Source organism: Streptomyces pathocidini, from assembly GCF_001418495.1.
Classification (GTDB): domain Bacteria; phylum Actinomycetota; class Actinomycetes; order Streptomycetales; family Streptomycetaceae; genus Streptomyces; species Streptomyces pathocidini.
Window position 1 is genome coordinate 1 of sequence record NZ_LIQY01000093.1, and the last position, 12,468, is coordinate 12,468.

11 protein-coding genes are annotated in these 12,468 nt (G+C 73.3%); 2 read left to right on the top strand and 9 right to left on the bottom strand.

The window, feature by feature from the left end; all coding sequences use genetic code 11:
* From AOK16_RS27590 to AOK16_RS06260, 5 genes are all read right to left on the bottom strand, one after another.
* Positions 1-287 (bottom strand): hypothetical protein (locus AOK16_RS27590; protein WP_055471217.1); only part of this gene is annotated, 287 nt, incomplete at its 3' end.
* Positions 284-1,318, bottom strand: a complete 1,035-nt coding sequence (locus AOK16_RS06245; protein WP_079101117.1) for a COG1470 family protein — start codon at positions 1,316-1,318, stop codon at positions 284-286. The genes AOK16_RS27590 and AOK16_RS06245, both read right to left, overlap by 4 nt.
* 419 nt (positions 1,319-1,737) lie before the next feature.
* The gene (locus tag AOK16_RS06250) at positions 1,738-2,421 is read right to left on the bottom strand and encodes an LPXTG cell wall anchor domain-containing protein (RefSeq protein WP_055471218.1); all 684 of its coding nucleotides are present in this window, start codon (positions 2,419-2,421) and stop codon (positions 1,738-1,740) included.
* A 297-nt stretch (positions 2,422-2,718) separates the two neighbouring features.
* Positions 2,719-3,339, bottom strand: a complete 621-nt coding sequence (locus AOK16_RS06255; protein ID WP_055471219.1) for an ATP-binding protein — start codon at positions 3,337-3,339, stop codon at positions 2,719-2,721.
* 174 nt (positions 3,340-3,513) lie between these two features.
* Entirely contained in the window at positions 3,514-3,894 is a 381-nt protein-coding gene (locus AOK16_RS06260; protein WP_055471220.1) for an STAS domain-containing protein, read from the bottom strand.
* A 232-nt stretch (positions 3,895-4,126) separates the two neighbouring features.
* Between AOK16_RS06260 and AOK16_RS06265 the strand changes: the two genes are divergently transcribed.
* Positions 4,127-5,038, top strand: a complete 912-nt coding sequence (locus tag AOK16_RS06265; protein WP_055471225.1) for an RNA polymerase sigma factor SigF — start codon at positions 4,127-4,129, stop codon at positions 5,036-5,038.
* Positions 5,039-5,110: 72 nt separating this feature from the next.
* Here AOK16_RS06265 and hutI read toward each other — a convergent pair whose 3' ends face one another.
* From hutI to hutU, 4 genes are all read right to left on the bottom strand, one after another.
* A complete protein-coding gene (gene hutI, locus AOK16_RS06270; protein ID WP_055471221.1) occupies positions 5,111-6,292 on the bottom strand; it encodes an imidazolonepropionase in 1,182 nt (393 codons plus the stop codon).
* Between the two features lie 61 nt (positions 6,293-6,353).
* Positions 6,354-7,784 carry a formimidoylglutamate deiminase gene (locus tag AOK16_RS06275; RefSeq protein ID WP_055471222.1) on the bottom strand — a complete coding sequence of 477 codons (1,431 nt, stop codon included), beginning with the start codon at positions 7,782-7,784 and terminating at the stop codon, positions 6,354-6,356.
* Positions 7,775-9,034 (bottom strand): allantoate amidohydrolase, encoded by a 1,260-nt coding sequence (locus AOK16_RS06280; RefSeq protein WP_079101118.1) that lies wholly within the window; start codon positions 9,032-9,034, stop codon positions 7,775-7,777. The genes AOK16_RS06275 and AOK16_RS06280 overlap by 10 nt, the downstream gene beginning before the upstream one ends.
* 161 nt (positions 9,035-9,195) lie before the next feature.
* Positions 9,196-10,872: a urocanate hydratase gene (hutU, locus tag AOK16_RS06285; protein ID WP_055471223.1), complete on the bottom strand. Its 1,677-nt coding sequence runs from the start codon at positions 10,870-10,872 to the stop codon at positions 9,196-9,198.
* Positions 10,873-11,014: 142 nt separating this feature from the next.
* Here hutU and AOK16_RS06290 point away from each other — a divergent pair, with 142 nt between their 5' ends.
* The gene (locus AOK16_RS06290) at positions 11,015-12,451 is read left to right on the top strand and encodes a type III PLP-dependent enzyme domain-containing protein (protein WP_055471224.1); all 1,437 of its coding nucleotides are present in this window, start codon (positions 11,015-11,017) and stop codon (positions 12,449-12,451) included.
* Positions 12,452-12,468: the final 17 nt, after the last annotated feature.

A 12,468-nucleotide genomic window follows, 5' to 3' on the forward strand; every position in this document is an offset into this window, starting at 1 on the left:
ACGGCCGTGCAACCGCTCAGGACCCGCCGCCTGCCGCCTGCGGATATCAGCACCAAGACGGCCCCGGCCACCGATGCGAGCACCGCGACGACCAGCCCCGGCCACCGCACCGCACGACGAAGCGCAGCGACCCAGCGGAGCGCCACCCGCCCGCGCTCGACGCGGCCGAGGTCACACTCACGGCCACGGCGAAGCCCGCCCGCCTGGCGGACGGCCGTGCAACCGCTCAGGACCCAGTGCGGGTCCCGGGCCGGAGTCGCCGAGTTGACGTCCCTGTCGCTGTTCACCGTGCCGCCCCTGACGCCGATTCCGTCAACTGCCCTCTGCTGCCCTGCACTTGAGCCGATCGCTCAGCCGGATCCTCGCCCTCGCGGTTCACCCGTCCGCGGCGCCGCAAGGCGTGGACGCTGGCGCCCGCGCCCGTGGCGACCAGCAGCAGGGACAGGGCGGCCACGCAGGGGAAGGCGGCGTACGAGGCGGTGGCCGAGGCGCGCGCGCCGTGCTCCGCCGTGGCCGTGAGCGTGACCTCGGCCGCGTCGAGGGCGGGCGGGTCCCGCCACGGCTCGGTGAGCCGCACCCGCTGCCCGGGCAGCAGCTCCAACGGCAGCGCCCTGGCCTCGCGCCGCAGCACCTCGCCGAAGAGCCCGTCACCGCGTACGGCCAGCCGTGGACGGAGCGCGGTGTTCCCGCGGTTGACGAGCGCGTAGCGGATCCCGGCCCCCTCGCCGGTCTCGACGACCGACACGTCCTCGACCGAAAGCGCCGACAACGTCGGCCCGTTGACCCGCAGATGGACCCGTACCCCCGCCTCCCGGCCGTCGCCGGAGACGACGACCGCGCCGGGGTGGTCGCCGGGCACGGCGTCCTGCGGGACGGTCACGGTGAACGGGACCTCCGCGCGCGTACGGGCCGGCACCTCGACCTCGGTGTCGGCGAAGGCGATCCACGTGCCGGTGCCGGTGCTGCGACCGGGGGCCCGTACGGCGAAGGCGCCACCGGAGGTGTTGTACGCGTCGGCGCCGCGCAGTCGGACGGTGCGGGGGCGGTCACCAGGGTTGGTGACGACGACCGTGTCCTCCAGCACGGCCCCGGGCCGCCCCTCCAGGTAAAAGTACGGCCGCTCGCCAGACCCGCCGCCGGACGCGGGCGCGGCCGACCAGTCGGAGCCCTGGGCGGCGGGCACACCAACGGGCAGCGCAGCGACCGGAGTCGAGGAGAGCCCGACACCTGCGCACAGCATCGCCGCCGCCGTCGTCGGTGCGAGCACGTGCAGGACGGCGGCACAGGTAGCGCGGGTAGCGCGGGTACGGGACGGCATCGGCGGCTCCTGGTGCTCGTACGCGTACGACGTCGTTGCGGCCGGGCCCAACTGCCGGGGCCCATGGCAGGTGGCACCGGCCCCGGGGCCCGAGGCCAGTCGGCCAGTGGCCACGCTCCGCGGCCGGTCAGCCGGTGGTGCGTGCCCCCGTGGCCGGCCAGCCCGTGGTGCGTGCTCGCGGGATGGTCAGCCGGTGGCGCAGGCTTCACAGGCGGTCAGCCAGTGGCACGCGCTTCGCGGCCAGCCAACAGCCGGTGGCGCGTGCCCCACGGCCAGCCACCCGGTGGTGCGGGCTTCGAGGCCGGTTAGCCGGTGGTCGTGCTCCGCGGCCAGCCAGCCCGTGGTACGTGCCCCACGGCCGGCCAGCCGGTGGTGCGGGCTTCGAGGCCGGTTAGCCGGTGGTCGTGCTCCGCGGCCAATCAGCCGGTGGCACGCGCTTCGCGGCGGGTCAGCCAGAGCGCTCCGGCCACTCCGGCGAGGAGAACGGTGCCGCCGAACGTCCCCAGTGCGACGGCGGAGTCGACCGGTCCGGTCTGCGGCAGCTGCCCGCCGGAGTCCGAGGCCGCCGCCCCGCCCGAGCCCTCGACGTCCAGCGACAGCGACGGCTTGGGGTTGTTCGTCGGGGTGCAGGTGGTGGTCGTGCCGAGCGCCTTGATCGTCAGGGTCGAGGCGGTGAACGTGACCTTGCCGCCGGCCTTCGGGGTGTAGGTGCCCGACAAGTCCGAGATCTTGATGGGGGTGTTGGCCGGGATGGCCTCGGGGTTCGGCGGCCCCTTCACCTGCATCGTCCCGCTCTCCGACCCGCCCAGCTTGATCACGGCACTCGGGTTCATCGCGCCCTTGCCCAGTTCGACGGGGCTGGAGGAGACGCCCTTCTCGAAGGTCATCGTGATCTTGTAGGAACCGCCGCTCTTCTCGCTCTTGATGTCGATGGGCGAAACGGCGCTCTTGTCGCCGATCGGCGTCTTGCAGGAGTAGTCGACGTCCACGACCTCGGCGTACGCGGCGGGGGCGGCCAGCAGTACGGCGGACCCGGCCGCCACTGCCGCGGCCACCGCGAGCGCGCCCCCACGCGCGGCGGCCTGGCGCTTCCTCTGGGACACCTCGGGACCCCTCTCGTCGGTTGTCGCCGCCAGACCGCCAAGACCGCCGGACCGCCGGACCGCCTGCCCGCCGGACCACCGGACCACCGGACCACCGGACCACCAGCCCATCGGACCGCCCGGACTCACGGGCTCCCGGACCCCCGGGCCCCGCGGCCAACCGGGCCGCCGACGGCGCAAGTTACTGACGACACATCAGATCGGGCGCTGACGGTACGCCGGGGACCAAGACATGGGAAGACAAAGAACACGCCGATCGGCGTGTTCGAAGAACGGACAGGGTGGGAGCAGTCGCCGCTAGGCGGGCCCGGCCAGCTCGGCCCAGACCGTCTTGCCGACGCCGTCGGGGTTGCGCACGACGCCCCAGTCCAGGCAGAGCCGCTGGACGATGAACATGCCGTGGCCGCCAGGGCGTCCGGCGCGGTGCGGGGTGCGCGGGGCGGGCGAGCCGGTGCCGAGGTCCACGACCTCCAGGCGCAGCACCTTGCCCTTGCAGCCGACTCTCAGCTCCTCGGGGCCCTCGGCGTGCAGACACGCGTTGGTGACGAGTTCGGAGACGACGAGCAGCACGTCCTCGGCCGCGGCCCGCTGGTCGGCGGTGGCCGCGGGCAGCCACCCCCAGTCGTAGAGCGCCTGCCGCGTGAAGTCGCGGGCGGTGGGGACGATTCCGGCGGCGCCGCCGAGGCGCAGCCTGCGCACCTGCCCCGCCTGCGGAACCCCGGCCTGTGCGGTCCCGGCCTGCGTGGCCCCGGCCTGCCTGATCCCGGCCTGCGGGCCGGTCTCGCGCGCGCTCCGGCCGAGCTGCCGGCCGACCTGCTCCCCGACCTCCCCGACCTCTCCGTCCGCGGGTACGGCAGGGGAAGCACCGTCCGACTCCGGGCCGCGATCGCCCGGCGAGTACGGCCGAGTGGTGCTCATCAGCGCTTCACCTCACCGATTCACCGATACACAGGTACAGGTACGGGTACCTGACGTATTCATCAGATTCAGCTGTCTCCTGCCCGGCCGTTCCGTGGGAACACCCACTTCTTCGGAGCGAACGTGTGACGCGTATAACGCGGACGTCACGCTTCGGAGCAGGCCGTAAGTCAGTCAGTCGGCCGGAGAGTCGGCGAGCGCCTCGTCGAGGGTGCCGTGGACCGTGAACACCGCGTCCGCCCCTGTGATCTCGAATACCCTCGCGACCACCGGAAGCATTCCGGCGAGGTGGACGCCACCGCCCGCCGCCTCGGCCTTGAGCCGGGCGCCGAGGAGCACGTTGAGGCCGGTGGAGTCGCAGAACTCAAGCCGCGAGCAGTCCACGACGAGCCGGGACAGACCCTGGTCAACACACCCCTCCAGCGGTTCCCGCAGCAGATCGGCGGTGTGGTGGTCGAGCTCACCCGCCGGTGTCACGACCGCGCTGGACCCGTGGTGCCGAACCTCGACCTGGAGCCGGCCCCTATTGGTACTGCCGACCATCCCGCGGTCCATGCGCACCCCTTCTGGTTGCTTGCGACGGCGCACCAAGAACCCTACGCCTTCGATACGCCGTCCGGTAGCCGAACATCCCCGCGAAACGGACATATGGCCATATCCGGGCCTTGCTTTGGCGGGGTCCGACCGGGTAGGGCTAGTAGAGACATCTGAAACGACGGCCGGCCATGGAGGCGCCGCACACCGCAGGACGAGAGATATCGGCTTCGGCAGCCATACGCCGAGAATGATGGAGGAGACCATGCCACCCCGGCTCGACGAGCTGAGCACCGCTGACGACGCCCACGAGATCGCACGGTCTGCCACGTCGACAACCCCCCACGACGACGAGGACTTCCTCGCGGACCTTCCCGAGATCCCGCCGTACGACGAAGTGGGGCCGCTGGACGCGAGGGCTCTGTCCAAGACCCTCTTCGCGCGCCTGCAGTCCCTTGAGGAAGGCACGCACGAGCACGCGTACGTCCGCAACACCCTGGTCGAACTCAACCTCGCGCTGGTCAAGTTCGCGGCCTCCCGGTTCCGCTCGCGCAGCGAGCCGATGGAGGACATCGTCCAGGTCGGTACCATCGGGCTGATCAAGGCGATCGACCGCTTCGAGCTGAGCCGCGGTGTGGAGTTCCCCACCTTCGCGATGCCGACGATCGTCGGCGAGATCAAACGCTTCTTCCGCGACACCAGTTGGTCGGTGCGCGTGCCCCGGCGCCTTCAGGAGCTGCGGCTCGACCTCGCCAAGGCGGGTGACGAGCTGGCGCAGCGGCTGGACCGGGCGCCCACGGTCGGCGAGCTCGCCGAGCGGCTCGGCATCACCAGGGAAGAGGTCGTCGAGGGGATGGCCGCGAGCAACGCGTACACCGCGAGCTCGCTGGACGCCCAGCCCGAGGAGGACGACACCGAGGGCGCGTTGGCGGACCGGATCGGCTACGAGGACCACGGGCTCGAGGGCATCGAGTACGTCGAGTCGCTGAAGCCGCTGATCGCCGAACTCCAGCCGCGCGACCGGAGGATCCTCTCCCTGCGCTTCGTCGCGAACATGACCCAGTCGGAGATCGGCGAGGAGCTGGGCATCTCCCAGATGCACGTCTCCCGGCTGCTGACCCGCACCCTGACGAAGCTCCGCAAGGGGTTGATGATCGAGGAGTGAGCCGGGCCGCCCGCCACGCCGCGGGCAGGCTTCCGGTCGGCTGTGGGCAGGCGAAGTGCCTGCCCACAGCCGTCACTTGACCAGTTCGCCGCCGCGCCAGACGGCCGCCGCCAAGGGGACCCCGGGACGATAGGCGAGGTGGACGTGGGAGGGGGCGTCCAGGAGCAGCAGGTCGGCGCGCGCGCCGACGGCGATCCGCCCGACGTCCGTGCGCCGCAGCGCCGCGGCGCCGCCCGCCGTCGCCGCCAGCACGGCCTCGTCCGGCGTCATCCCCATCTCCCGTACGGCGACGGCGACGCAGAACGCCATGGAGCTGGTGAAGGACGAGCCGGGGTTGCAGTCCGGGGACAGCGCGACCCTCGCGCCGGCGTCCAGCAGCCGCCGCGCGTCCGGGTATTCGGCCCGCGTCGAGAACTCCGCCCCCGGCAGCAGGGTCGCGACCGTCTCCCCGCTGCTCGCGAGGGCGTCCACGTCCGCGTCGGTGAGGTGCGTGCAGTGGTCGGCCGAGGCCGCGCCGAGCTCGACCGCGAGCCGCACCCCGGGCCCGTACGACAGCTGGTTGGCGTGCACGCGCGGAATCAGCCCGCGGGCCGCGCCCGCGATCAGGACCGCCCGCGCCTGGTCGCCGTCGAAGGCGCCCTGCTCGCAGAACACGTCGATCCAGCGGGCGTACGGCGCGCAGGCGTCGAGCATCGGACCCGTCACCAGGTCCACGTACGCCGCGGGGTCGTCCGCGAACTCGGGAGCCACGATGTGGGCACCGAGGTAGGTGACCTCGTCGGTGTGCGCGGCGGCGACGGCCAGCGCGCGGGACTCGTCCTCGACCGTCAGCCCGTACCCGGACTTGATCTCCATGGTCGTGGTGCCCTGGCGCAGCGCCTCGCGCACGTACCGGCCGGCGTTGGCGTGCAGCACGTTGTTGGACGCGGCGCGGGTCGCGGCGACGGTGGTGCGGATGCCGCCCGCGGAGTAAGCGCGGCCCGACATGCGGGCGTTGAACTCCTCGGTGCGGTCGCCCGCGAAGACCACGTGGGAGTGGGAGTCGACGAAGCCGGGGATCAGCGCCCGGCCCTCGGCCACGATCCGGTTGTCAGTGGCGGGTGCTTTGCTGGATTCACCGACCCAGGCGACGCGGTCGCCGTCGATGACGACGGCCGCGTCCTGGATCAGACCGAGGGGGCCCGAGCCGAGGGAGGGGTCGTTGGTGACGAGGCTCGCGATGTGGGTGATGGCGGTTGCGGTGGCGTCTGCCATGGCTGCGCTGTTCTCCTCTCGGCCGCGGCGGCGGCCGGTTCGGCCGTTCCGGCCGGGTGCGTCAGTCGCGGAGCGCCGCGATCGCCTCGGCCAACGCGGCGGGAAGGTGGGGTACGAGCTGGTGGACCCCGTCGCGGACGATGTGCCGGCCGGCGACCACGGTGTGCCGCACGTCGGCGTTGGTCGCCGCGAAGATGGCCGTCTCGGCCGCGACGCCGGGCAGGGGGCCCGCCGTGCGGACGGAGTCCAGCGCGATCGTCGTGAGGTCGGCGAGCGCGCCGGTCTCGATGTGCCCTGCCTCGGGCCAGCCGAGCGCGGCGTGCCCGTCCGCGCCCGCGGCGCGCAGGAGTTGGGCGGCCGTCCAGTGTCCGCGGGTGCGGGTGCGCAGCCGCTCGTCGAGCTCCATGGCGCGGGCCTCTTCGAGCAGGTCGATGACGGCGTGGCTGTCGCTGCCCAGGGAGAGGGTGCAGCCCCGGTCCTGGAGCTGCTTGGCCTGGCCGATGCCGTCGGCGAGGTCGCGTTCGGTGGTGGGGCACATGCACACGCCGGTGGACGAGCCGCCGAGGAGGGAGATGTCGCCCGCCGTGAGGTGGGTGGCGTGGACGGCGGTGGTGCCGGGGCCGAGGACGCCGTGGTCGGCGAGCAGCCGGGTGGGGGTGCAGCCGTGGGCGCGCTGGCACGCCTCGTTCTCGGCGGTCTGCTCGGACAGGTGCACGTGCAGGGGCGCGTCGTGCGCCTCGGCCCACTGCTTGACCGTGCCCAACTGGGCGGCGGGGACGGCTCGTACGGAGTGGATGGCCGCGCCGATCCGGGCGTGGTCGGCGCGGATCTCGGCGCGCAGTTCGCTGACGCGCTCGGCCCAGGCTTCGGCGGTGCCGTCGCTGAAGCGGAGCTGGTGGGTGTCGGGCGGCGCACCCGCCCGGCCGTTGCCGAAGCCGGAGGAGAGGTAGCAGGTGTCGAGGAGGGTGATGCGGATGCCCGCTTCGGCGGCGGCCGTGATGAGGGCCTCGCCCATGGCGTTGGGGTTGGTGTAGCGGTCGCCGCCGGGGGCGTGGTGCAGATAGTGGAACTCGCCGACGCAGGTGATCCCGGCCAGGGCCATCTCCGCGTAGACCGCCCTGGCGAGGTCGAAGTAGGTCTCGGGGGTGAGTCTGTCCGCGACGCCGTACATGACCTCGCGCCAGGTCCAGAAGGAGTCCGGCGCACGCTCACCGCCTTCCGCCGCCGGTCCGCGCGTACGCGCGGGCGACCCGGTGCCGGAGCCGACCTGGACGGTGCCGCGCAGGGCGCGGTGGAAGGCGTGCGAGTGGGTGTTGGCCATGCCGGGCACGGTCAGCCCGTGCAGGGCCACGGACCCGGCGGGCGGGGCGGGGGTGTCGGCGGACACGGCCGTGATGCGGCCGTCGAGGCCGGTCTCGATCAGCACGTCGTGCTCGACCGTGCCGCCCAGCCAGGCGTACTCCGCCCAGTAGGTCTGCGGTGTCAGCGACACGCGAGGCCCTCCAGTACGTCGGCGAGCGCGGTCACGCCGGCGAGGCAGTCGTCTTCGGCGGCGAACTCGGCCGGTGAGTGCGAGACGCCGGTGGGGTTCCGTACGAACAGCATGGCCGTGGGAACCGAGACGGACAGGATACCGGCGTCGTGGCCTGCGCCAGTCGGGAGTACCGGCGCAGGGACGCCGTCCCGGCCCAGGAGGTCGGCGAGCCGGTCGCGCAGACCGTGCGTGAACTCGACGACGGGGGTGAACGACTCGCGGGTGACGCGGAGTTCGACGCCGTCGAGCTCCGCGCGCTCGGCAGCGGCGCGCTCGATTCCGGCCACGACGGCGGCGAGCGTCGCCTCGTCGGGGGCGCGGGAGTCGAGCCAGCCGCGGACGAGCGAGGCGATGGCGTTGACGCCGCCCGGCTCGACGCCGACCTTGCCGAAGGTCGCGAGCGCGCCGGCGCGGGCCGCGTGGTCGCGGGCGGCGAGCACGGCGGCGGCGTAGGCGAGCATGGGGTCGCGGCGGTCCGCGATCCGGGTGGTGCCGGCGTGGTTGGCCTCTCCCCGGAAGTCGAACCGCCACCGGCCGTGCGGCCAGATCGCGGAGGCGACGCCGACGGGGTGTCCTCCGGCGCGGTCGGCTGCCCGCGCCGGGCCGTCGCCCGCGGCCGTACGGGGGATGCTTCCGGGGTCGGCCAGCGCGCGGCCCTGCTCGATGTGGAGCTCGACGAACGCGCCGATCCGGGCGAGGCGTTCGGGGTCGGGCCCGATGGACTCGGGGTCCTGGCCTCCTCGTTCCATCGCCTGCGGCAGGCTCACCCCGTCCGCGTCCCGCAGCTCATGCGCCTGGGCCACGGTCAGCTGTCCGGCGGCGAGCCGGGAGCCGACGCAGGCCAGCCCGAACCGGGCGCCTTCCTCGTCGGCGAAGTTGACGACGGCGACGGGGCGAGTGGGCGCCGCGCCGCGCGCCCGCAGCTCGTCCAGCGCGGCGAACGAGGACACGACGCCGAGCGGCCCGTCGAAGGCGCCGCCGTCGGGAACGGAGTCCAGATGCGACCCGGTGACCACGGCGTCCCCGGCGCCGGGATCCCCGAGCCAGGCCCACTGGTTCCCGTTCCGGTCCACCTCGTAGGCGAGCCCCCGGGCTTCGGCCTGCCACTGGAACCAGGCCCGGCAGTCCACATCGGCGGGGCTCCAGGCGTACCGCCGGTAGCCACCGCCGGCGGCGTGGCGTCCGATGGGCGCCAGCTCCCGCCACATCTCGTGGAACCCAGCTGCGGACAGGCGTTCCGTACAGGCGATGGGGGTCCCCCCGGACGGAGTCCGGGGGGAGGTGGGCCCGACCGGGCCCGCACCCGGCGCCGGTGTCCCGCGTCCACCGGGAGCTGCCGCACCCTGCGCGCCCACGGCGCCGGGCCCGCTCAAGACCCCTCCCGCATCGGGATGCGGACCCCGCGCTCCGCCGCGACGCCTTCGGCCGATTCGTACCCGGCGTCGACATGGCGGATGACCCCCATCCCGGGGTCGTTCGTCAGTACGCGGCGGATCTTCTCGCCGGCGAGTTTCGTGCCGTCGGCGACCGTGACCTGCCCGGCGTGCAGGGACCGCCCCATCCCCACGCCCCCGCCGTGGTGGATGGAGACCCAGGACGCGCCGGAGGCGACGTTCACCATGGCGTTCAGCAGCGGCCAGTCCGCGATCGCGTCCGACCCGTCGAGCATGGCCTCCGTCTCGCGGTACGGGGAGGCGACCGAGCCGCAGTCCAGGTGGTCGCGGCCGATCGCCAGCGGGGCGGCCAACTCGCCCGAGGCGACCATGTCGTTGAAGCGCTCACCGGCGCGGTCGCGCTCGCCGTAGCCGAGCCAGCAGATCCGCGCGGGCAGCCCCTGGAAGTGGACCCGCTCGCCCGCGAGCCGGATCCAGCGGGCGAGGGACTCGTTCTCGGGGAACAGGTCCAGGATCGCCTGGTCGGTCTTGGCGATGTCGGAGGCCTCGCCGGACAGGGCCGCCCACCGGAACGGCCCCTTGCCCTCGCAGAACAGCGGCCGGATATAGGCGGGCACGAAACCAGGGAAGGCGAACGCCCGCTCGTATCCGGCCAGTTGGGCCTCGCCGCGGATCGAGTTGCCGTAGTCGAAGACCTCGGCGCCCGCGTCGAGGAAGCCGACCATGGCCTCCACGTGCCGGGCCATGGACTCGCGGGCCCGCAGCGTGAAGTCGGCGGGCTTCTCGGCCGCGTACGAGGCCATGTCGTCGAAGTCGATGCCCACCGGCAGGTACGAGAGCGGGTCGTGGGCCGAGGTCTGGTCGGTGACGATGTCGATGGGCGCGCCCTCGGCGAGCATCCGGGGCAGCACCTCCGCCGCGTTGCCCAGCAGGCCGATGGACAGGGGCTTGCGCTGGTCGCGGGCCTCGACGGCCAGCCGGAGGGCGTGCTCCAGGGAGTCGGCCCGCACATCCAGGTAGCGGTGCTCGATGCGCCGCTCGATCGCGCGCGGGTCGCAGTCGACGCAGATCGCGACGCCGCCGTTCATGGTGACGGCGAGCGGCTGGGCGCCGCCCATGCCGCCGAGTCCGGCGGTCAGCGTGATCGTCCCGGCGAGCGAGCCGTCAAACTTCTTCTCGGCGACGGCGGCGAACGTCTCGTAGGTGCCCTGGAGGATGCCCTGCGTACCGATGTAGATCCACGAACCGGCCGTCATCTGGCCGTACATGGTGAGGCCCAGGGCTTCCAGGCGCCGGAACTCCTCCCAGTTCGCCCAGTCCCCCACGAGGTTGGAGTTGGCGATGAGGACGCGCGGCGCCCACTCGTGGGTCTGCATGACGCCGACGGGGCGGCCGGACTGGACGAGCATCGTCTCGTCCTGCTTCAGCGTCCGCAGCGTGCGGGCCATGGCGTCGAAGGACCGCCAGTCGCGGGCCGCCCGGCCGGTGCCGCCGTAGACGACGAGCTGGTCGGGGTGCTCGGCGACCTCGGGGTCGAGGTTGTTCTGCAGCATCCGCAGGGCGGCCTCCTGCTGCCACCCCCGAGCGCTCAGTTCCGTGCCGCGCGGCGCCCGTACGGGACGTGGTCCTGGCGCTCCTGCCGGTCCTGACATGGGCTCTGCCTCCTGCGACGGAAACTGCTGAGGGAACTGCTGGTGGATCGATGTATTCACATAATCATGAGATGAATAGGAATAGTCAACAGGGGGTGGCCGCGAGTGGCCGGGTCCTGGCACCTGGTGGTGGAGTGGTTCCATGCCTTCCACGGACGAGCCCTGCGCAGACCACGGAGTCGAAGCGACCGGCGACAGGATCGAGCCGACCGGCGCGGACCGCGGCGTCGCCGCACGCCGGGACCGCGCCGTGCGCGCCGCCGCCGAGCAGGGCCTGCTCGGCCCGGAGACCCCGGTCGCCGGGCTGCTGGACGTGACGGGCGTCCGGGAGGCGGCGGCCGCGCTGCGCACCGCGTTCGACGAGGTGACCGCGGACGGCACGCCCGTCCTGCACGCGTTCGCCGTGAAGGCCGCCGCCCTGGTGCCCGTGGTGCGGCTGCTGGCCGACGAGGGGCTCGGCTGCGAGGTCGCGAGCCCCGGCGAGCTGGCGCTGTCCCGCGCGGCGGGCGTGCCCGCGTCCCGTACGGTCCTGGACTCCCCCGCCAAGACCCACGGCGAGCTGCGCGAGGCGCTCGGCCTCGGGATCGCCGTCAACGCCGACAACCCCCAGGAACTGGCCCGCCTGGACGCCCTGTTCAGTGCCGCCGGATCCCCTGCACCCACGGGCGGTGCCTCCCCCGTCGGGCTGCGCGTCAACCCGCAGATCGGCGGCGGCAGCATCGGCGCGATGTCCACGGCCACCGCGACCTCCAAGTTCGGGGTCGCGCTGCGCGATGAGGGGGCGCGCGCGTGGGTGGTGCGCGCCTTTCTGGACCGGCCCTGGCTGACCCGGCTGCACGTCCACGCCGGCTCCCAGGGCATGGCCCTGGAGCTGATGGCCCAGGGCGTGCGCGAGACCTACGAACTGGCCGAGGAGATCAACGCGGCGGCCGGGCACCGCCGGATCGACACCCTCGACATCGGCGGCGGCCTCCCCGTCGACTTCACCTCCGACGAGCCCCCGGCCTTCGCCGCGTACGCCCGGCTGCTGCGCGCCACCGTGCCGGGGCTCTTCGACGGGCGGTACGGGCTGGTGACCGAGTTCGGCCGGTCGCTGCTCGCCAGGAGCGGGCTGGTCCTCGCGCGCGTGGAGTACACGAAGACGGCGGGCGGGCGGCCCATCGCGGTCACGCACGCGGGCGCCCAACTCGCCACCCGTACGGTCTTCGTGCCCGCCTCCTGGCCGCTGCGCGTGCGGGCGTACGACGCGAAGGGCCGCCCCAAGCCGGGCCCCGCGGTGGCGCAGGACGTGGCGGGGCCGTGCTGCTTCGCGGGCGACCTGGTGGCCGAGAACCGCGCGCTGCCACTGCTCGAAGCGGGCGATCTGACGGCCCTCCTGGACACCGGCGCGTACTACTTCTCCAACCACTTCGCGTACAACAGCCTCCCCCGCCCGGCCGTCCACGGCTTCGCCCCCGACCCGTCCCTCCCCGGCGGCATCCGCTTCGCCCTGGTCCGCCCGCAGCAGACACCGGCGGAAATCGTCACCGAGAGCGGGGAGGCGCAGCGCGAGGCCCTGACCGACCTGCGTACGGGTTAGCGCAGGGACTTTCGACC